Source organism: Dorea phocaeensis (assembly GCF_900240315.1).
Classification (GTDB): domain Bacteria; phylum Bacillota; class Clostridia; order Lachnospirales; family Lachnospiraceae; genus Dorea_B; species Dorea_B phocaeensis.
Window position 1 is genome coordinate 634,420 of sequence record NZ_OEPZ01000001.1, and the last position, 21,502, is coordinate 655,921.

A 21,502-nucleotide genomic window follows, 5' to 3' on the forward strand; every position below is an offset into this window, starting at 1 on the left:
GCTCCTACTCTCTTTATCTGTCAGTCTGTTTGCATCCCGGGCAGGAGTCGCAGGCTCTGTCCGTATCTTCTACTGTATAACTGTAATTGGAAATGGTATCCAGGGCAGCAATCGCCTGAGCTGAAATTCCTTCTCCACTTCCTGTAAAACCAAGTCCCTCTTCCGTCGTTGCCTTAATATTAATCTGGCTGACATCAATATGAAGAGCTTCTGCTACATTTTTTCGCATTGTTTCTATATGCGGAGCCATCTTTGGACGCTGTGCAATAATTGTCGCATCAATATTTCCAATTACATAAAGCTCCTTCTCAATCAGCTCTCCAACGTGTTCCAACAGACGGATACTAGAAGCCCCTTTGTACGCCGGATCGGTATCCGGAAAATGTTTTCCGATATCTCCAAGCGCCGCTGCCCCCAAAAGCGCATCCATAATCGCATGCAGAAGCACGTCCGCATCTGAATGCCCCAAAAGCCCTTTTTCATAAGGAATTTTCACTCCTCCCAGGATCAGCTCTCTTCCTTCTACCAACTTATGCACATCATAGCCCATTCCTATTCGCATGTCCCTTCCTCCTTTTCTTCTTAACTTTGCAAAAAAAGCCCATGTATCATGGGCTTTTCTCTAGTAGCGGAAACTGGATTTGAACCAGCGACACCACGGGTATGAACCGTGTGCTCTAGCCAACTGAGCTATTCCGCCATATAATATTTTGATGGTATGGGACCAATAGGGCTCGAACCTATGACCCTCTGCTTGTAAGGCAGATGCTCTCCCAGCTGAGCTATGATCCCATTTTCCGTTCTGTCGTGTTCCTCTCTCGAACCGACTTCGTTATTATACTATTATCTCATGCGAAATGTCAACACTTTTTTTCACTTTTTTTATTTTTTTATTTTCCAAGGATTTTCTTACCGTTTCCAGCCTAAAAGAGCCCACTTTTTTCCCTTCTGCAAATGCCAGAAAAGGAGCCAAGAACCCTTGCGGATTCTTGACTCCTTTTCGTCTTTCATCTTAGCTTTCCCTTACGGTACTTCTTGGCTGTTCATCAATATGTGTTAGATTTTCTTTCTCTTACGCATAACGACTACTGCCGCTCCTGCCAAAAGAAAAGCTGCTGCCCATCCGGCAACCGGAGCAGTATCTCCAGTCTTTACACTGCCTGCCTTGTTTCCGGCTCCCTTATCTGAACCGCTAGAAGCAGAACCAGAGCCCTGTCCATTTCCAGATCCATTAGGTCCTGTCTGGCCGCCCTGGCCTTCGTTCTGGTCGCCCTGACCTCCCTGGCCACCTTGACCTTCACCTTCATCCGGATCTTTCACTTTTTCCAAATTGCCATAGGCCTCTTTCAGTGCACGGACAGCTTCTGCCACCGCATCTTCCAACGCATCCGGATCCTCACTGACCTTCTGTGCTGCCTCATATGCCTTCTGGAATGCCTCGTATGTATCCTTGGTATATAACGTTCCATCTACATTCTTATACTCTTCCAGAAGCTGATTTAACTCGGTCTTATCTCCAAGTACGCCGCCCGCAATCTCAACATCTCTAAGCACACGGTTATAAACCTTAACATTGTCAAAATATCCCTGGAAGTAAGCATCATTTCCATAGAAGGACTTTCCAAGATAAGATTTTAATCCCACGCCAAGATCCTTTACAGAGATCGGAATATCATTCTGCTCTGCAATCAGGTTTTCACCCAGATACAGCTTCATGGTTCCATCGTCCATAACTACTGTCAGATGCAGCCACTGATCCTTCACCGGCTCTTCCACTTTCTGAGTAAATCCAAACTCTCTTCCATAAGAACGAGTTGTCATTACGGATTTCAGGGAATCCTTTGATGTCTTTAAGAAATAATATTTGTTACTGTCTTGTCCAAATGTAAAGGTAAAGAAATCACCGTCCACTTTTTCCGGCTTCACATCCATGGAAATAGAGAAGGTGTCGCGTCCATCAAAGAAACCTACAGGAAGTTCTGCGAATGTTCCATTACTTCCATCCAGATACAGTGCGTTGCCGCTTCCGTCTTGTCCTTCCTTAATGGCTGCATTTCCATTTAAAACTGCGTCATTGCCATTGCCGCTGACATCTGTAACAATTGTCTGATCTACCGTTTCAAAATCATATTCCAGTACCGGTTTCAGCTGCTCTTCTTCTGCATTTTCCGGTGCCACATCTCCCCATTTTGCCATAACAGCATCATACTCTTCTCTTGTAATCCGAATCGGAGTACCGTGTCTTGCACGAGATGGCATTAAATGAGTCGCGTCATCCGGACGGGTGAACTCACCGCTTGCAAGATCATTGGTCAAAAGAGGATAATAACCGATTCCGCCAAAGTTATCTACCAGCAGACACCACTGATCATTTTCTGAATCATCTGCATTAAACTTGAAGATTGTCGGACCTTCCACCCATTGATTTGCATTCAGGGACTCTGATCCTACCGGTGTCCATTCGCCCAAAAGAGTTCTGGACTTTTCAATAAAGATGGACTTTGTCTTCGCACCCAGTTCATTGGTGTTTCCACCTTCATTCTTGGTATAACGGTAGTACATATCCTCTTTGTCATTGTAAATAACGGTCGTGTCGATGCTGGATTCATTCTTTTCGATAAATTTCTTTGGCTCTGTAAAGCTATAGAAATCTCTCGTCTTTGCATAATAAACGATCTGCTTTCCATAGTTGTCCGCAGATGTCTTAGATGCCCAGTAGACGATGTATTCTCCCGTAATCGGATCATAGGTTGCCTCCGGCGCCCAGGTACATCCCGCATCAATGGAAGCGCTAACCTCTACCATACGCATATCGGACCAGTTCACCAGATCGTTGGACTCCCACACCATCAGGGACTGGCTTCCGGCTCTCTGAGCTGCTCCCCAGTCATTATTGCCATAGATCTTTAAATCCGTCGCGATCATGTAGAACTTATCCCCTTCCGGAGACCGAATAAGAAATGGGTCACGAACTCCCTTTTCTCCCTTATCAGACGTCAGTACCGGTTTGTTTCCATTCAAATCATTCCATCCAATACCATCCTCACTGGCTGCAAAATAGATCTGCTCTCCATCACTATATCCTTCGCCTGCAAAATAACCGAAGAAATAATCCGTGTAATCTTCTTCTGTCAGCTTTGGAACGGCTGCTTTTACCAGGAATTTAAATTCTTTCGTATCAGACAGCTCTCCGAGGGAAATGGTCGCTTTCATCGTTACCACAGTATCTTCAGCCGGTCTTGTCACTGTTCCTGCCGGAGTTGGATCATACCCTTCATTGGCATGCTCTTCTACGTCAACAATTCCTTTTCCGTCTGTTTCTTCCCAGGTAATCGTGGTCTCATTGAGTCCTGTGGACGGAAGCGTAATATTTCCATATACTGGCTGAGTCGTCTCATTATATGGAAGATTCAACGCTTCTTTCGCTTCTGCTAATTTTCCTGCATCAGAATGATCCTTTGTTTCTGCAAGAATCTTAAATGATTTTAAGTTGCCCTTAAATGTCGGATCTGGAGAATAGAGAGATTTTCCAATGTATCCCATCGCGTCTCCTTCTGTACCGTTCTTTAAGATCTCCTGAATCGAATATCCTGTTTCTCGTTCTCCTACCAGATTTCCATCTACAGAAACCTTTAAGAGTCCCTGCTGGAATTCATAACGAACCGTATGATACTGATTTAAATCCAGTTTCATAGACTCATCTAACAGAAGTTCAGAACTTCCATCTTTAATTCCTGTACGGACATTGCCCTGTTTTCCATTGTTATTATTGCCCTGTGCCGGACAAAAGAATGCATAGTTCTTAACATTTGGCCATTTATTTACCTTAGTTCCAAGACAGAACAGCCAGGAATTCCCCTCTGCTTTTGCCTGAAATACAGCTTCAATAGCAAATGCTTCTTTTTCGATCAATCCCGCTGGAAGCGTAACATACTGTTCTTTCTTTCCCTCGAAATTCAGAACGTTTTCTCCGTCTTCCACCACGAAATTTTCCTCTGCGAAGCCGGAATAAGGCGCATCATTTCCGTTTCCGGACTGATCTTTTAACACGCCGTCCTTATGGCTCATATCGTATGATGCCACAAGTTCCATCTTCGCATCCTGCGGCGGATTCTCTTCGGCTCTGGCAGGTAGCGCCGGCAAGAGAGATACCGCCATCACCGCACTTAAGATCCAGGCGGCGATTCGTTTTGTTCTCTTCATGTGTCTCCTCCTTTTCTCACCGGTCAAATCCGGCTCAAACTTTTCCATATATACAATATCATTTTCCCCAAAAGAAGGATACGGAATTATTTTCGATCTTTGTTGGAATATTTTTGATCTTTATTGAATATTTTTTGCTTTTTTAAAAAGCCGGCGCACACTGCACCGGCTTTCGATTCTGTTTCACATATGTTTTTAGACTGTCCTTACTACGGTTCTTTACACAATTCCCTGAGCAGTCATTGCATCTACAACTTTCTCAAATCCCGCAATATTAGCTCCAACTACATAATTGCCCTCTGCTCCGTAACGTTTTGCAGCGTCCGCCATGTTGTGGCAGATATTCACCATGATTCCCTGCAATTTTGCGTCTACTTCCTCAAAGGACCAGCTTAATCTCTCGCTGTTCTGAGACATTTCCAATGCAGATGTTGCCACACCGCCTGCATTAGCTGCCTTTCCAGGAGCAAACAATACGCCGTTCTCCTGCAGATATTCTGTTGCCTCTAAGGTAGTCGGCATATTGGCACCTTCTGCAACTGCCATACATCCATTTTCCACCAGCATCTTAGCATCTTCCAGATGCAGTTCATTCTGGGTTGCACATGGCAGAGCAATGTCTACTTTGACAGACCATACGCCGCGTCCCTCATGGTACTCGGCATTTGGACGATACTTCTTGTACTCTGTCAGTCTTGCGCGGTTTACTTCCTTGATCTCTTTTAATGCAGCAAGATCAATTCCTTCTTCATCATAAACCCATCCAGTAGAATCACTGACTGTTACAACCTTGGCCCCAAGCTGCTGTGCCTTCTCAGCCGCATAGATAGCAACATTTCCGGATCCAGAGATCGCAACCGTCTTTCCTGCCAGCTCCTGTCCATTTAATTTCAGCATTTCCTGTGTCAGATAGAGAAGTCCGTATCCGGTTGCCTCTTTTCTTGCCAAAGATCCTCCATAGCTTAAACCTTTTCCGGTCAGCACACCTTCGTATACGCCGCGGATTCTCTTATACTGCCCAAACATATAGCCAATCTCTCGCGCACCTGTTCCAATATCACCAGCCGGAACGTCAGTATCTGCACCGATATATTTGCAAAGTTCTGTCATAAAGCTCTGGCAGAATGCCATCACTTCTCTGTCTGATTTGCCCTTTGGATCAAAGTCAGCTCCACCTTTACCGCCGCCGATCGGAAGTCCAGTCAGCGAATTTTTAAAGATCTGCTCAAATCCCAGGAATTTGATAATTCCAAGATTTACAGATGGATGCAGACGCAAACCACCCTTATATGGTCCAATCGCACTGTTAAACTGTACACGGTAACCAGTGTTCACCTGTACCTGTCCATTGTCATCTACCCATGGTACACGGAATTTAAACTGTCTTTCTGGTTCTACCAGTCTCTCAAGAAGAGCATCTTTTCTGAACTTCTCTTCATTTGCCTCTACTACCACTCTCAGGGATTCCAGAACTTCTTTGACTGCCTGGTGAAATTCTGGCTCTGCCGGATTCTTTGCAACTACTTTCTCCAAGACTTCATCAACATATGACATAACTTCTACCTCCTAATGCTGCTTTTAACTTTCACTGTTTAGTATTGTAAAGTATTTTTATCTATAACACAAGATTTTTTTATAAAAAATTTTTAGTTTTTGCAATTTGTTTTTATTTTTCCTGCAAGTTAGATGATTTTTATGCAGTTTTTATTGATGTATTCCACTATATATGCAACAAACCATAATTAATGTTGCATTTCTTGTTGTTTTAAACATAGCAAAAGCCCCAAATAATTATGAAACCTATAGGGCAAATCTACTTCCGCTTCCCCTTTGACCAGCAGTAGCTACACAGAAAATACAGTTTGCGACAGGGGGAAACGTAATTTGGGACGGAGTAAAGTTTCATTTTACTCCGTCCCAAATTAATTATTTAAAATATTTCACGCCTGATTCAAAGATCTTCAAATCCTGCTCACCATAGATATTTTTCGCTACGCTTCTTGCACGTCTCTCGGAGTGCGCCATCTTACCAAGCACACGTCCATCCGGGCTTGTGATACCCTCGATTGCACAGTAGGAACCGTTGACATTCCATTCTTCGTTCATAGTAATATTTCCTTCTGGATCACAGTACTGCGTTGCTACCTGTCCATTAGCAAAAAGTTTGTCTATCCATTCTTTGCTTGCCACGAAACGTCCTTCCCCGTGAGATGCCGGGTTCGTGTATACACCGCCAAGCTCTGCACCCTGAAGCCATGGAGACTTATTGGTCACCACTTTGGTATATACCATCTTGGAAATGTGGCGTCCGATGGTATTGTAGGTCAGTGTTGGAGAATCTGCGGTCTGTCCGGTAATCTCTCCATTTGGAACCAGCCCTAATTTAATCAGTGCCTGGAATCCGTTACATACACCAAGTACCAATCCGTCACGCTCGTTCAAGAGCTTCTCTACCGCCTCTTTCATCTTCGCATTCTGGAATGCCGTTGCAAAGAATTTTGCAGAACCATCAGGCTCGTCGCCAGCAGAGAATCCACCTGGGAACATGATGATCTGTGACTGGCTGATCGCTTTCTCAAACACTTCTACAGAATCTACAATATCAGAAGCGCTCATGTTCTTGAACACCTTCACAATCGTCTTCGCGCCAGCACGCTCAAACGCTTTCTTGCTGTCAAACTCGCAGTTTGTTCCCGGGAATACCGGAATAAATACAGTCGGCTGTGCAATTTTATGAGAGCAGATATGAATGTCGGAAGCATTGTAAAGTCCTTTCTCGATTACCTCTTCCTGTCCCTCTGCTCCGGAATTGGTCGGAAATACTTTCTCTAAAGTTCCCTTCCAAGCTTCCTCTGCCTCAGATAACGGAATCTCTACATCTCCATAAGAGAATACAGCATCATCTGTTACTTCACCAATCACAGTATATGTAATGGCAAGTTCGCCAAGTTTTTCTGCCGGAACTTCTGCAATGATATCACCAAATGCAGGAGCAAATAAATCTCTTGCGTCCACATTATGCTCTAATTTCACACCCATGCGATTACCAAACGCCATCTTGCTTACTGCGGAAATAACGCCGTGTCTGTCAAGCGCATATGCAGATACGATTCTTCCAGCTCTGATGTCTTCTGTAAATTTACCATACTGAGCCATCACTTCTTCGTATTTTGGCACGTCATACTCATCCGTCGGAATACGAAGCCATACTAACTTATTACCAGCTTCTTTTAATTCCGGTGTAATAATATCTTTCTCCGTTGCAATATCTACTGCAAAAGATACCAGTGTCGGCGGAACGTCGATATCTTCAAACGTACCGGACATACTGTCTTTTCCTCCGATAGACGGCAAGCCGAAACCAAGCTGTGCATTGTAAGCTCCAAGAAGCGCCGCAAACGGCTGGCTCCATCTGTGTGGATCTTCAGTCATACGACGGAAGTACTCCTGGAAAGTGAAACGGATCTTACTATAATCTCCACCTGCTGCCACGATCTTTGCCACAGACTCTGTCACTGCATAAATCGCTCCGTGATATGGACTCCAAGTAGAAAGATATGGATCAAATCCATAACTCATCATGGATACGGCATCGCAATCTCCTGTAAGTACCGGAAGTTTCGCTACCATTGCCTGTGTCTCTGTCATCTGATATTTTCCGCCATGAGGCATGAATACGGATGCAGCTCCGATAGAACCGTCAAACATTTCTACCAGACCTTTCTGAGAACATACATTCAAATCTTTCAATACAGAAAGCCACTGTTCTTTTACATCTTTTACCTCTGCTCTTGTAAGAACGGTATCCTGTCTGTTTGGAATATCCACCTCTACGGTTGTCTCCTGATGAGCTCCGTTGGTATCCAGGAATGCACGGGAAAGATTTACAATCTCTTTGCCTCTCCAGGAAAGTACCAGTCTTGGAGACTCGGTTACTACCGCAACCTCAATAGCCTCTAAGTTTTCTTCCTTCGCATAGCCCATGAACTCTGCCACATCTTTTGGATCCACTACGACCGCCATACGCTCCTGAGACTCTGAGATTGCAATCTCAGTACCGTCCAGTCCCGCATATTTCTTCGGCACTTTATCCAGATCAACCTTCAGTCCATCCGCCAGTTCTCCGATCGCAACAGAAACACCGCCGGCTCCAAAGTCATTACATTTCTTAATTAATTTACTTACTTCTTCTCGTCTAAAAAGACGCTGAATCTTACGCTCTGTCGGTGGATTTCCTTTCTGTACCTCAGCACCGCAGGTCTCAATGGATTCCTCTGTATGTACTTTAGAAGAACCAGTAGCGCCACCGCAGCCGTCACGTCCTGTACGTCCGCCAAGTAAGATGATGATATCACCCGGATCAGAAGTCTCACGAATAACCGCACGCCTTGGTGCTGCGCCCAATACCGCTCCAATCTCCATACGTTTTGCCACATAATTTGGATGGTAAATCTCTTTCACCGCACCGGTAGCCAGACCAATCTGATTTCCGTAGGAACTGTAACCATGAGCCGCCTCGCGAACCAGTTTCTTCTGAGGAAGTTTTCCTTTCATCGTATCTTTCACAGACACGGTTGGATCTGCTGCTCCTGTCACGCGCATTGCCTGATATACATATGTACGTCCAGAAAGCGGATCGCGGATCGCTCCTCCCAGACAGGTAGCTGCCCCGCCAAAAGGTTCAATCTCTGTCGGATGGTTATGGGTTTCATTCTTAAAGTTTACCAACCATTCTTCTTCCACGCCGTCAACCTTAACCGGAACCACGATACTGCATGCATTAATCTCATCAGATTCTTCCTGATCTTCTAACTTTCCTTCCCGTTTCAGTTTCCGCATTGCCATAAGTGCAAGATCCATTAAGCAGACAAACTTGTCTTCTCTGCCTTTAAAGATCTCGCTGTGATCTGCAAGATACTGACGATAAGTCTCTTCGATTGGCTCTCTATAATCTCCTTCTCCAAAACTTACATCCGTAAGTTCCGTAGAAAACGTCGTATGACGGCAATGATCAGACCAATAGGTATCAAGCACACGAATCTCTGTCATGGAAGGATCTCTTAGTTCCTCTCCCTTAAAATAATTCTGAATGTGCTGGAAATCTTTAAAAGTCATAGCAAGCCCCAAAGAATCATATAACTCTCTCAACTGACCCTCTGCCATGTCCTTAAATCCATCAAAAACAATCACATCATCCGGTTCATCAAAAACTGTCACCAATGTCTCTGGTTTCTCCATACCTGTTTCTCTGGAATCCACCGGATTGATGCAGTGATTTTTCACTGACTCAAATTCCTCATCCGAAATCGGAGCGTTCTTTCCTACAATCACATAAGTCGTTGCCGTCTTAATTACCGGCTGCTCATCCTCTTTGATAAACTGAATACACTGAACTGCAGAATCTGCTCTCTGATCAAACTGACCAGGGAGAAACTCTACAGAAAATACTCTGCTGTTTGCTTCTGTTTCAAAATCTTCTCTATAAAGGGTATCCACCGGAGGCTCGGCGAAAATACCATTACATGCTTTTTCAAATACTTCGTCAGAAATATTTTCCACATCATAACGGATCAGAACTCTTACATCTTCCAAATCTTTAATACCGAGATAGCTTTGAATCTCATGCCGGAGATCTTTTGCCTGTACTGCAAAATCAGATTTCTTTTCTACATACACTCGTCTTACATTACTCATACATTTTCCTCCATTTGGTAACTTGGTAATTCCATTACACTGTTAGTTTCATTGTAACACACTTTTTGTTATTAATGTAATTAATATAAATTAATATTTTTATAACCTCTCCTTATAATTCTCATATCTTTTCCACAAATAAAACAGGACCCAGACTCCCAACAGTATTCCCAAAAATATACCGCCAATCCGAAATACCATATCTGCGAAAAATCCTTCCGGCAGCATCCGAATCATATAATCGGAAGCCGGATCAAACAGCCAAAGATCATTTGAAAAAAAGAGCTCATGAAACAAAGTAAAGCAGGCTGTAAAATCAACCGAAACCGCCACTGCCAGCAAGGTGATCGTCAAAAGAAATACCCCCAATGAAATGGAATACGCCCGGAAACATTGATTCCCGATGTCCCTCTCCTTCTGTCCCTCTTTCCGGTTCTTCCATAACAGTGAAAGAAGGAAAAGAGCTGCCACAAACACCACAAGGAAATTCCTTATCTTCAATCCTCCGAGAAAGAGCTTTCTTACATCTGCCATATGAAGTCTGTCCTGTTCATTAAAAAAATCCTGCCTTCGTCCATCCACTTCGGTCTTAACAGACAACACCTCTTCCCGTCCAATCAGATAATCCATCATATAATCCGTAACTTTCATCACATTTTCCATTGACATATGAAGGTCTTCTGTCACCCGGTACTTTCGATACTCTTTTTCATAAAATCGATATTCGCTGTCTCCGTAAATAGCAATCTGAAAGCTGGTGATCAAAATTATCATCACCAATAAAAACATCGCCGTAACCGTTCCGGCCATCCGTAATTTCCTCATACCCTCCTATATCTCCCATGCAAGCAGTCTTAATCAAACATTTCTAAATGATCTTACCAGTAAGTATATCACAATAGCAGTTGTAATTCACTTCCTTTTGACTTATAATAAAAAATAGTTTATTAGGAGGACTTATAATGGATATTAACTATGAATTATACAAGGTATTCTACTACGTTGCCAAAACGCTTAGCTTCTCCGAGGCATCTAAGCAGCTCTTTATCTCTCAGTCGGCCGTCAGCCAGTCTGTAAAGGCTCTGGAGAAAAAACTGGATCAGACCCTCTTTATCCGCAGCACCAAAAAAGTTCGATTAACACCAGAAGGGGAAATTCTGTTCCGCCATGTAGAGCCGGCAATGACACTCATTCAAAAAGGGGAAGCCCAGCTTCTTGACACCGAGAATGGCAGTGGGCAGATTCGCATTGGAGCAAGCGACACCATATGCCGGTACTTTCTGATCCCATACCTGGAAAAATTCCACAAAGCATTTCCTCGCGCCCACATCAAGGTAACCAACGCAACCTCGATTCGCTGCGTAGAGCTTTTGGAAACTGGTCAGGTGGATCTGATTGTTGTAAATTACCCCAATCCGGCTCTTGGAAGCATCTACAATGTCAAAAAGATCTTGGAATTTCAAGACGTCTTTATCGCCAATGAGACTTACTCCGAATTAAAGGGTCGTCACCTCTCTGCGGAAGAGCTTCTGAAGTATCCAATCCTTATGCTGGATAAAAAAAGTACCACCAGTGAATTCCTGCACGCACTCTTTCAGAAATATCAGCTGGATCTGGTGCCTGAAATCGAACTTAGCAGTAATGATCTTCTGATTGATCTGGCAAGCATCGGGCTTGGAATTGCTTTCATTCCAGACTACTGCCTTCCAAGGAAGCCCGAAAATCTGTTTATTGTAGAAACCCAAGAAGAGCTTCCCAAACGAGAACTTGTCATCGCGTACAACGATCACATTCCGGTTTCCAAAGCAACCCGCGAATTCTTAAACTACTGGCAGGGGGATCTTACTTCCTAATCCCCCTTATCCTCCTTATCCTTTCTGTTCTTCCCCCTGTTCTTCTCCCTGTTCTTCGCTTTGTTCTTCTATCTGCTCCCAAAACGTCTCCATCTTATCAGCCACATTATCTGCATTACAAGTTCCATAGTCTTTCCACTCTCTTGGAAAAATTTCCTGATAACGATAGTCGCGAAAGCGTTCATCCAGCAAAAGAATAACGCCGCAGTCCCTATCCGTTCGGATCACACGCCCTGCAGACTGCAGTACCTTATTCATACCGGGATACAGATATGCATAATCAAATCCTCTGATGCCCTGTTTCTGAAAATAGTCTTTCAAAAGTTCTCGTTCCCGACACACCTGCGGAAGGCCGGTTCCAACAATTGCTGCGCCAATCAGCCGATCCCTGGAAAGATCGATCCCTTCCGAGAAAATTCCGCCCATCACACAGAATCCAATCAGACTTCCCTCCCGTTCTTCCTCAAAATTCTCAAGAAAAATCTCCCTTGCCTCCTCGGACATATACTGAGATTGAAGGATATAATCAATCTCTTCTAGCTCTCCTGCAATTCTTTGCTCGGCAAGCAGAATTTCAAATGCCTCATAAACCTCTTCCATAAAACGGTAAGAAGGAAAAAACGCCATATAATTTCCTGCTTTCGCCCGTACCATACAAAGAAGATACCTCGCATATCGGCGATACATTTCCTCACCCCTGCTGGTATACTTACTGCTCACATCATTGCCCACAAGAAGAAGTCGTCTCCTTACATCAAAGGGAGATCTGGCATACACCGCATAATCTTCCTTCGATGTACTCAGCAAGTTTTTATAGTAATGAATCGGAAGTAAAGTTGCCGAGAAAAAAACTGCACTATTCCCTTTCTCTAAAAATTCCTGCAGGCAGGCGGATGGATTAACACAGAATAACCGAATCCAGAAATGCCCTTTTCCATCTAATTCTGAGTAAATCAGATAGTTCTCATCCACCCTTTCATAGATATTGACAAACATCCGTACCTGAAAATAAAAATCCAAAACCTCTTTTCTGACCTCCGGATCTGTGCATTCTTCTAAATACTGTTCCAATTCCCCCATCAGTGCAATCAATTTCAAATAGATATGTCCTACACTATTTAAGATCTGATATTCTTCACATTCCCGCTTCAATGCCAACATCTGCTTATTGCATTCTTCCAGCCTTCTGACAAGTTTCGGATCACTCATTTTTACCAGGCGCTTCACCTTCAACACTTCTTCTTTACAGACGGAAGCGCTATACATCTCCCTCCCCCGATCCACCAGGTTATGCGCCTCATCGATCAGGAACAGGTAATCCCCTTTCACGCTTTCTCCAAAAAAGCGCTTCAAATGAGCGTTGGGATCAAACACATAATTATAATCACAAATCACAGCATCCACCCAGGTTGACACATCTAAACTCATCTCAAATGGACAGACCTTCCACTTCCTTGCATGTTCTTCCAGAATCTCCCGGCTCATTTCATCGGAAGCGGTCAGAAGTTCATAAACCGCATCGTTCACCCGGTCATAATGACCTTTGGCATAAGGACATTTTTCCGGATTGCAGTCCGCTTCTTCACAGAAACAAATTTTCTCCTTTGCCGTCAGTACCAGAACCTTCATCCGAAGCGCCTGTTCTTTTAACGTATCAAACGCCTGCCACGCCACCGTTCGGGTAATCGTCCTCGCCGTCAGATAGAAAATCTTCTCTCCCAGTTCCTCTCCCATCGCCTTCACTGCCGGAAACACGGTAGCCATTGTTTTTCCCACGCCCGTCGGCGCCTGGATAAACAGTTTCTTCTTCCGAAGAATGGTACGATACACAGAAACCGTCAAATCTCTTTGCCCCTCCCGATAAGGAAACGGAAATTCAATCTTCTTAATCGATGCATTTCGCTTCTTTCTCCAGCTAATCTGATATCGCGCCCATTTTTCATACTGTCCCGCCAACTCCAAAAACCAACGTTCCAGCTCTTCATACGGATACACATTTTGAAAACGTTTGATTTCCTCCGTCTCCAGATTACAGTAAGTCATTTGGACACCAATGTCAGAAAGCCCCTGCTGATTCGCATAGATATAAGCATAACACATCGCCTGTGCCAAATGTACGGGAACCGGCTCCTTCAAAAATTCCAATTCTTTATAGATTCCTTTTATTTCATCAACAACAATCCCGTCCGCAGTCTCCATAATTCCGTCTGCTCTTCCTTCTACAGACAAGATAAAGCCCCGGCATAAAATCTCATGCTTTAACGATACCTCTGCATGATACCCCGCCCCCATCTGTCTTTGAATCTTTCGATGGATTTTGCCTCCCATCAGCATGGCGTCCTTGTCCATACCTGCTATACGATTGTCAATATCTCCGCTTCTTAAAATAAATTCCACCAGATTCCGTACGGAAATCCGGATGATTGGCTGTTCCTGTTCCATTGTACACTTCCACCTGCCTCACTGGCTGTCATCATTTCTTCTATCTTATCATACTTTTAGCCTCCCTGTGAAAATTCTGTCATATATGGACGAAAACGAAACGGCAGATGCTGTGCCTGCGCCTTTTTATCTTCCCTCTCTGAAATGGAAATCGTCTCACAAAACCCTCTCCACAGCTTTTCGTATCTTTTCTCCTGTTCCGACACCTCCAATTCTTCCAAACAAAATTCTTCCAAACAAGATTCTTCTGCCCAAACCACCACCCACCGTCTTCCTGATTCATGTACGGCAAACATCCGATGCGACTTGTCATAAATCATCCAGTTCTCTTTCGGAAGACGTTCTTCAAAATGGGGTGCAAGACAGGGAAGCACCTGACTTTTCGGACGAATCACCGCACAGAGAATCCCTCCCTTCAACTCTCGAAAACGTACAAATCCTTTCAAAGCGTGCGCTTCTGCTCCTACTCGTCTGCTAAGTTCAAATACCTTTTCCACGTCAGGATGTGTCAGATGTTCCATGATTCTTCGGCTGTCTGGAATATGCCTGGCCTCCATCATTGTTCCAAGAATAGCGTCCCCTCTTCCCGGATCATCTGAAAGAACTGCCTGGCTAATCTCCTGATAGGCTGTACCTCCCAAATGCCTGCATATCATGCGGTCTACCGCCGCTGCTTTTTCTCTGTTTTCCTCCACCTCTTCGTAAGTACAAAATAGCTCCGGTTCCACATGTCCTGCCAATGCAATTCCACTATCCTGCTGATCTTTCCGTCTCCAGGCTTCATAAATCCCAGAAAAAATCCCCGTCGCTGAATCACTGCATATATATACCTTTTTCACCCAAACCACCTCCAAACCTTACATCATCGAACAGTGACAATTGCTGATATCCCATATGAACCACCTCTTTCGGAAGCCGTTCCCCAGATGCCAGAAGATTTCTCGCAATCGACTCCTCGGTAAACTTCACCGGATACATCATCTTCCCCTCACAGGTAATAAAATAAACAGCCCTCTTAAGTACCACTCCCATCTTCTTTAAATCTTCATAGGTTAAGGTACCAAGCCGTCTCGCCTTCACAATTCTGGATGCCGATTTGTATCCGATTCCAGGCACCCGAAGGAGCGTCTTATAGTCTGCCTGATTCACCTCAACCGGAAAATATTCTAAATGCTTCAATGCCCAATTACACTTTGGATCAAAGAGCACATTGAAGTTCGGTTCCTCTTCTGACAGGAGTTCTTCCGCACGAAAGTGGTAATAACGAAGCAGCCAGTCTGCCTGATACAGCCGATGTTCCCGAAGAAGCGGCGGCCCTTCATCCGACCGTGCCGGAAGATGAGCATCCTCATTCACATGAACAAATGCAGAAAAGAACACTCTCTTCAAGTCAAACTTCTGGTAAAGAGACTGTGTCACCTGCATAATCTGATAATCACTTTCCGGTGTCGCACCAATAATCATCTGGGTGCTTTGTCCCGCCGGTACAAAGCGAGGTGCATGGCGGTAAAGAGCCAGTTCCTGTCGATTTTCTTCCATGCCGTTCTGCACCAGACGCATCGGCGTCAAAATCTTCTTCCGCGTCTTATGGGGAGCAAGAATCTTCAGACTCTCCGCTGTCGGAAGTTCCAGATTCACACTCATCCTGTCCGCCAGAAACCCCACCCGACGAATCAATTCCGAATCTGCGCCAGGAATCGCCTTTACATGAATATACCCTTGAAATCCACATTCTGTTCTCAGCTTATAAAGCGCCGCATAGATCAGTTCCATCGTATAATCCGGACTCTTTAAAATACCGGAACTTAGGAATAGTCCTTCAATATAATTCCGTCGATAAAACTCCATCGTAAGCGTACAGATCTCATCTGGAGTAAAGGATGTACGCACCACATCATTGGTTCTTCGATTCACACAATACTTACAGTCATAAATACATTCATTGGTAAACAAAATTTTGAGAAGGGAGATACATCTTCCATCCGCCGAAAAACTATGGCAAATTCCCGACTGCTCACAGCTTCCCATTCCCGTTCCGTCATTCCTTCTAGATGTTCCGCTGGAAGTACAGGCCACATCATACTTTGCCGCATCCGTCAGAATATTCAGTTTCTCATACATTGTTAAGGTCTCCTGAATCCTCATCCTCGTTCTTCCTCCTCTGACCACCGTATCCTTCTTATCTTCCTCTTTGATGCTTCACCCTTTCTTCCAAAGAAAAAAGAACACACGTTTGTATATTTCGTATTGTACAAACGCATGTTCTTTTTGTCAATATCTCTTATAACTTATTCACCGCATCCGTCAGATACTCATTGCTCACCGAAGCAAATGCTTCTTTTTCTACCGCTTCCGCCAGCCTAGCATCAATCGGCATCTTTCCAAGCACTGGAATCTCAAGCTCCTGCGCCACCTCATCAACATGACTTTCTCCAAACACAGAGATCATCTTGCCGCAGTCCGGGCACACCAGATAACTATAGTTTTCTACAATTCCAAGCACCGGAATATTCATTTTCTTTGCCATATTATAAGCTTTCTTTACGATCATTCGAACAAGATCCTGCGGAGATGTAACAATCACAATCCCGTCTACCGGCAGAGATTGAAATACTGTAAGCGGAACATCACCGGTTCCCGGAGGCATATCCACAAACAGATAATCCAATTCTCCCCACATAACATCGGTCCAGAACTGTTCTACCACACCTGCAATCACAGGTCCTCTCCAAATCACCGGATCTGACTCATGCTCAAGCAAAAGATTCACCGACATAATCCTCGTTCCATCTTTCGCCTCACACGGAAACATTCCCGCTTCGCTTCCCTTGGCATTCTCGTGAATTCCATACATCTTCGGAATAGACGGACCTGTAATATCCGCATCCAAAATTCCAACGGAAAATCCCTGCTCCCGCATCAAGCGCGCCAGAGACGCCGTTACCATTGATTTTCCAACTCCACCTTTTCCGCTGACCACTGCAATCACATTCTTTACATGTGAAAAAGGATTTGCCGGTTTCTTAAAATCCTGAGGCTTACTGCTGCACGAATCTGCATGTGCACAGCCGGCACAGTCAGACGAAGTACAGCCGCTTTTCTGTTCTTCTGCCATATCTTTTACTCCTCCACTGCTGCAATTACTTCTACTTCACACAATACGTTCTTTGGAAGTGTCTTTACTGCCACGCAGCTTCTTGCCGGTTTCGATGTGAAATATTTTGCATACACTTCATTGAAAGCCGCAAAATCTCCCATATCTGCCAAGAAACAAGTTGTCTTTAATACCTTGTCATAAGAAGTGCCTGCTGCTTCCAGAACCGCGCCAATATTCTTGCACACCTGCTCTGTCTGCGCTTCGATGGTCTCTGCCTCTACCGCATCCACCTCCGGGTTAATTGCAATCTGTCCGGCAGAATAGAAAATTCCGCCGTGTACATATCCCTGTGAATATGGTCCCAATGCCTTTGGTGCTTTCTCTGTTGCTACAACTCTCATGCTAATCTCTCCTTTGCCATTTCTAAAATTTTCTGTGCGATGCATACGTCAAACAGTCCCATTCCTACGGATTTATAATACACTGTCTTACCTTCGTCTGCCCCCGCATCCGCTCCTGATGCCAAAAATTCATTCATCAGTACCGTCTGTTCTTCTTTCAGTCTTCCTTCCGCCAGTGGCTGACTCAAATCCCCACTTTCTTCACAGGCATACGGAAGTTCGATGTACACCTTATCAACCAAATCCCAGATCGCGTCCGGGATCTCCCTCATCTGCGACGTATAAGAACCGATTGCAATGATGCATTTTCCTCTCAGAAGTTCTTTATCATTCGGAAGAACCGGTGAAGTTGCGGGTGTTGTCGTACAGATAATCTCACTGTTCTTTACAAGCTCTTCCACTGTCTTACATTGTACTACCTCTACAGCCGGGTTATCAATAGCTTTTTTCAGACGCGCCAGATAGTCGGTAAGATCCCTGTCGCTGTGATTGTACACATAAACGGTGTGAATTTCACGTGCCGCACATGCATACAGCGCCTGATGGAACCCCTGCACTCCTGCTCCTACGATACCGACGGTGTGACAGTCTTTTCTGGATAAATGACGGACTGCCACTCCTCCAACCGCTCCGGTTCTCCACGCTGTAACAGCCTGTCCATCCAATACTGCCAACGGCTTTCCTGTCGTATAATCATTCAAATATACGATTCCGTCAATGGATGGAAGCCCAAGCTTTGCATTATCCGGGAAAATACTTAAAATCTTTGTTCCAATTATCTCTTTGGTATAACATGGCATATACATCATTGTCTTATTCGCATCTTCCACCGTAGGTCTTGGCGGCATATAGAAATCGCCGCTTCCGAAAATACGATAAGCCTCCTCAATCCGATCCATCATTCCATTCAAATCGACGACTTCCTCAATCCGTTTTTTATCAAGTACAAGCATTGTTGTTTCCCCCTTTTTCATACTTTGCTAATGCTAATTATAGCACACTCTTTGTTCATTTCCTATCTCACATTCAAATAATATACTGCCAACTGTGTTCGATCTCTTAGATCCATCTTCTCCAAAATCTGACTCACATAATTTCTGACAGTTCCTTCACTTAAGAACAGTCTCTTGGCAATCTCTTTATTACTAAGTCCCTCTGCCACAAGTGAAATCACCTTCTGCTCCTTCTCCCCGATCTCATACTCTGACCAGTCAAAACGCTTTCTTTCTTTTAAAAGTTCCGGAAGTTTTGCCGTGATTTCGGTTCCAAAGACACTTTGACCAGAATATACCGCCTGCAGCGCCGGCAAAATACTATGATAATCCTGTTTTAAAAGATAGCCTTTCACGCCGTACTTCAAAGCCTTCACAATATACTCATCATCCGAAAACGTAGTAAGAATCAGGATCTTCGCCTGCGGATCCTTGCTTAAAATCTCCTCTGCCGCCTCTAATCCACTCATCTCTTTCATTCGTATATCCATAAGCAATACGTCCGGCTTCTGACTATGGTATAATTCCACCGCTTCCTTTCCATCCTTTCCCACGCCTGCAACCGTAACCTCTTCGCCCGACTCCAAGATCGTCTTAAGCGCCCCGGATACGAATGTATCATCATCAACAATTACAACTCTCATCTAAGCTTCCCCCTTCTTTTGGCACTGTAATATAAATACTAAATCCTTTCTCTGCAGTAATCTGGATTCTTCCGCCAAGCGCAGCCACTCTGTCCTGCATATTACGGATTCCAATTCCTGCCTTTTCTTCTCCGTCCGTTTCCTTTACTCCACACCCATTATCTTCTATAATAAGCTGATAAAGTCCCGGGTGCTCTCTCACTACAATATCCACCCTGTCAGCTTTGCTATGCTTTGCAATATTGCTTAAGGCTTCCTTTACAATGGCGATAAAACTATATTTTACCTCCCTGGGAATCATGTAACCCATATCATAACTTAAAGATACCGGACAAAATGTATTCGCCTCTGTGAGGCTTAAAAGAACCTCTTTTAAATTCACTGAATCATCATAAAGATCATGCACACTTTCCCGCACGCTGGTCATCGCTGTATGAAGCGTCCCTTCCAGCTGCTCCAACGGCTCTTCCAAATTCCCTTCCCGATTTACCGCCTTCATAGCGCCCACCATGAGAATCGCTCTGGACAACATATGACCTACGTTATCATGGATTTCTCTTGCAATACGATTTCTCTCCTTTAACGTAGCTGTATAAATCTCATAATCCTGATTCTTCAGCAGGTTCTGATTTTTTTCCTTCAACTTTAGATTCAGCTCCATGCTGTCATCTCTTATCTTACGGTATTCTTCTGCAAGCTTTTCACACTTCCTGCTTTGGTAGAAAAGCACACAGGCAAATCCACAGCCGCATATTAAAAGAACAAAAATTTCCACATCTCTTCCAACATAAAAGTATGCACAGATAATGCCAAGAACGATACCGGCTCTGCCCCAGCCCTTTTTTAACATCTCATATAAAACTGCCGGAGCAAATAGCAAAAAGTCCGGGAAGCAAACAGCAGCCAGCAAATATAATCCCGTCGTTATCGTTAAAATTCGTTTTGAAACAATCGTATTTCCCAAACAAATATAGATCAGCGTTACCAAAAATGCAGCTACAAATTTCATATCTGCCGGAACCCTCATCAGAAAGATAAAACTATATAGCATTAATAATCCTTGTTCTATGAACTGCCCCATAACTATTCCTCATTCTCTACTTTCGGGATTTTCTCTGTCACCATGACATTTGTCATATAAAACTATGACGTGCGACACTACCATTATAAACACAGAAAACCTATACTACAAGTAACAAAAGTCACGATTCTAATTTGACACAGAAAGGATAGATTCTAATGATTCACATTGAAAATCTGGTAAAACGCTATGGTTCTTTCGTAGCCCTTGACCACTTAAATCTACAGATTCAGGAAGGAGAAATCTTCGGACTTCTTGGTCCGAATGGATCCGGCAAAACCACGGCAATCTGCTGCCTTCTTGCTCTTCTTAAATATGATAAAGGACAGATTACCATCTTTGGAAAAGAAATGCAGCCTGATCGCTATGATATCAAGAAGGATATCGGCGTTGTTATGCAGAATGTCGCCGTTTTTGAACAAATGTCTGTCTGGGAAAATATTGACTACTTCTGCGGTCTGTATGTAAAAGACAAAGCAAAGCGAAGAGAGCTGGTAGAAGAGGCCATTCGCTTTACAGATCTGGAAGAATATAGAAAGGCCCGTCCCAAAAAGTTATCCGGCGGACTGCTTCGAAGACTGAACATCGCCTGCGGCATCGCACACAAACCCAGGCTCATCATTCTAGATGAACCAACCGTTGCAGTTGATCCTCAGAGCCGCAACAAGATTCTGGAAGGGATACAGGAATTGAACCGTCAGGGTTCCACCATCATTTACACTTCCCACTACATGGAAGAAGTAGAACAAATCTGTTCCCGCATTGCCATCATCGACCATGGACGTGTGTTGGCAACAGGTACCACCGAAGAATTAAAAAATATGATTAAGACCGGTGAAACCATTACCATAGAGGCTGTTGCTGCAGATGAACATCTGCTTGAAAAACTTCAGACTCTTCCGCATGTATTTGACATTTCCTACGAAAAACAAGTTCTGAAAATCCGCTTAAGCAGCGGCAGACATAATCTGGTACGCATTTTAAATTTTCTTACAGAGCAAGACATTTCCTTTGGTCGGGTATTCTCTGAACTTCCCACTTTGAACGATGTCTTTCTGGAAATCACCGGGAAAAAATTGCGAGATTAGGAGGCTT

The 21,502-nt window shown here is 44.1% G+C and carries 15 protein-coding genes and 2 tRNA genes; 2 read left to right on the top strand and 15 right to left on the bottom strand.

What is annotated here, in order from left to right:
- Positions 1-13: 13 nt before the first annotated feature.
- The 7 genes from ispF to C0979_RS03040 form a co-directional block, all read right to left on the bottom strand.
- Complete coding sequence (gene ispF, locus C0979_RS03010) at positions 14-562, bottom strand: 2-C-methyl-D-erythritol 2,4-cyclodiphosphate synthase (protein ID WP_101694574.1); 549 nt, start codon at positions 560-562, stop codon at positions 14-16.
- A 64-nt stretch (positions 563-626) separates the two neighbouring features.
- Positions 627-700, bottom strand: a tRNA-Met gene (locus tag C0979_RS03015).
- A 19-nt stretch (positions 701-719) separates the two neighbouring features.
- Positions 720-792: transfer RNA gene (locus tag C0979_RS03020), tRNA-Val, on the bottom strand.
- A gap of 264 nt (positions 793-1,056) precedes the next feature.
- A complete protein-coding gene (locus C0979_RS03025) occupies positions 1,057-4,203 on the bottom strand; it encodes a LamG-like jellyroll fold domain-containing protein (RefSeq protein WP_159459843.1) in 3,147 nt (1,048 codons plus the stop codon).
- A 219-nt stretch (positions 4,204-4,422) separates the two neighbouring features.
- The gene (gene gdhA, locus C0979_RS03030) at positions 4,423-5,757 is read right to left on the bottom strand and encodes an NADP-specific glutamate dehydrogenase (RefSeq protein WP_101694576.1); all 1,335 of its coding nucleotides are present in this window, start codon (positions 5,755-5,757) and stop codon (positions 4,423-4,425) included.
- Positions 5,758-6,129: 372 nt separating this feature from the next.
- Entirely contained in the window at positions 6,130-9,897 is a 3,768-nt protein-coding gene (locus C0979_RS03035; protein WP_101694577.1) for a phosphoribosylformylglycinamidine synthase, read from the bottom strand.
- 99 nt (positions 9,898-9,996) lie between these two features.
- On the bottom strand, positions 9,997-10,722 hold the full coding sequence (locus tag C0979_RS03040) for a TIGR01906 family membrane protein (RefSeq protein WP_101694578.1): 726 nt from the start codon (positions 10,720-10,722) through the stop codon (positions 9,997-9,999).
- Positions 10,723-10,859: 137 nt separating this feature from the next.
- On the opposite strand from C0979_RS03040, the gene C0979_RS03045 reads away from it, so the two are divergent.
- Entirely contained in the window at positions 10,860-11,750 is an 891-nt protein-coding gene (locus C0979_RS03045; RefSeq protein WP_173814146.1) for a LysR family transcriptional regulator, read from the top strand.
- Positions 11,751-11,765: 15 nt separating this feature from the next.
- On the opposite strand, the gene C0979_RS03050 is transcribed toward C0979_RS03045, so the two are convergent.
- The 8 genes from C0979_RS03050 to C0979_RS03085 form a co-directional block, all read right to left on the bottom strand.
- Positions 11,766-14,192 carry an ATP-dependent DNA helicase gene (locus tag C0979_RS03050; RefSeq protein WP_101694580.1) on the bottom strand — a complete coding sequence of 809 codons (2,427 nt, stop codon included), beginning with the start codon at positions 14,190-14,192 and terminating at the stop codon, positions 11,766-11,768.
- 56 nt (positions 14,193-14,248) lie between these two features.
- Positions 14,249-15,031 (bottom strand): TIGR03915 family putative DNA repair protein, encoded by a 783-nt coding sequence (locus C0979_RS03055; protein WP_101694581.1) that lies wholly within the window; start codon positions 15,029-15,031, stop codon positions 14,249-14,251.
- On the bottom strand, positions 15,006-16,337 hold the full coding sequence (locus tag C0979_RS03060) for a putative DNA modification/repair radical SAM protein (protein WP_101694582.1): 1,332 nt from the start codon (positions 16,335-16,337) through the stop codon (positions 15,006-15,008). The genes C0979_RS03055 and C0979_RS03060 overlap by 26 nt, the downstream gene beginning before the upstream one ends.
- 136 nt (positions 16,338-16,473) lie before the next feature.
- Positions 16,474-17,307, bottom strand: a complete 834-nt coding sequence (locus C0979_RS03065; RefSeq protein WP_101694583.1) for an Mrp/NBP35 family ATP-binding protein — start codon at positions 17,305-17,307, stop codon at positions 16,474-16,476.
- 5 nt (positions 17,308-17,312) lie between these two features.
- Positions 17,313-17,690: a Rid family detoxifying hydrolase gene (locus tag C0979_RS03070; protein WP_101694584.1), complete on the bottom strand. Its 378-nt coding sequence runs from the start codon at positions 17,688-17,690 to the stop codon at positions 17,313-17,315.
- Complete coding sequence (locus C0979_RS03075) at positions 17,687-18,643, bottom strand: ornithine cyclodeaminase family protein (protein WP_101694585.1); 957 nt, start codon at positions 18,641-18,643, stop codon at positions 17,687-17,689. Before C0979_RS03075 ends, C0979_RS03070 begins: the two co-directional genes overlap by 4 nt.
- Positions 18,644-18,705: 62 nt before the next feature.
- Positions 18,706-19,326, bottom strand: coding sequence for a response regulator (locus C0979_RS03080; RefSeq protein WP_101694586.1), 621 nt, complete (start codon positions 19,324-19,326; stop codon positions 18,706-18,708).
- Positions 19,307-20,407, bottom strand: coding sequence for a sensor histidine kinase (locus C0979_RS03085; RefSeq protein ID WP_101694587.1), 1,101 nt, complete (start codon positions 20,405-20,407; stop codon positions 19,307-19,309). Before C0979_RS03085 ends, C0979_RS03080 begins: the two co-directional genes overlap by 20 nt.
- A 158-nt stretch (positions 20,408-20,565) precedes the next feature.
- Here C0979_RS03085 and C0979_RS03090 point away from each other — a divergent pair, with 158 nt between their 5' ends.
- Complete coding sequence (locus C0979_RS03090; RefSeq protein WP_101694588.1) at positions 20,566-21,495, top strand: ABC transporter ATP-binding protein; 930 nt, start codon at positions 20,566-20,568, stop codon at positions 21,493-21,495.
- Positions 21,496-21,502 lie beyond the last annotated feature (7 nt).

Coding starts and splice junctions, on each gene's coding strand:
- ispF (WP_101694574.1), bottom strand. CDS start 562: ATGCGAATAGGAATGGGCTATGATGTGCATAAGTTGGTAGAAGGAAGA.
- C0979_RS03025 (WP_159459843.1), bottom strand. CDS start 4,203: ATGAAGAGAACAAAACGAATCGCCGCCTGGATCTTAAGTGCGGTGATG.
- gdhA (WP_101694576.1), bottom strand. CDS start 5,757: ATGTCATATGTTGATGAAGTCTTGGAGAAAGTAGTTGCAAAGAATCCG.
- C0979_RS03035 (WP_101694577.1), bottom strand. CDS start 9,897: ATGAGTAATGTAAGACGAGTGTATGTAGAAAAGAAATCTGATTTTGCA.
- C0979_RS03040 (WP_101694578.1), bottom strand. CDS start 10,722: ATGAGGAAATTACGGATGGCCGGAACGGTTACGGCGATGTTTTTATTG.
- C0979_RS03045 (WP_173814146.1), top strand. CDS start 10,860: ATGGATATTAACTATGAATTATACAAGGTATTCTACTACGTTGCCAAA.
- C0979_RS03050 (WP_101694580.1), bottom strand. CDS start 14,192: ATGGAACAGGAACAGCCAATCATCCGGATTTCCGTACGGAATCTGGTG.
- C0979_RS03060 (WP_101694582.1), bottom strand. CDS start 16,337: ATGAGGATTCAGGAGACCTTAACAATGTATGAGAAACTGAATATTCTG.
- C0979_RS03065 (WP_101694583.1), bottom strand. CDS start 17,307: ATGGCAGAAGAACAGAAAAGCGGCTGTACTTCGTCTGACTGTGCCGGC.
- C0979_RS03070 (WP_101694584.1), bottom strand. CDS start 17,690: ATGAGAGTTGTAGCAACAGAGAAAGCACCAAAGGCATTGGGACCATAT.
- C0979_RS03075 (WP_101694585.1), bottom strand. CDS start 18,643: ATGCTTGTACTTGATAAAAAACGGATTGAGGAAGTCGTCGATTTGAAT.
- C0979_RS03080 (WP_101694586.1), bottom strand. CDS start 19,326: ATGAGAGTTGTAATTGTTGATGATGATACATTCGTATCCGGGGCGCTT.
- C0979_RS03085 (WP_101694587.1), bottom strand. CDS start 20,407: ATGGGGCAGTTCATAGAACAAGGATTATTAATGCTATATAGTTTTATC.
- C0979_RS03090 (WP_101694588.1), top strand. CDS start 20,566: ATGATTCACATTGAAAATCTGGTAAAACGCTATGGTTCTTTCGTAGCC.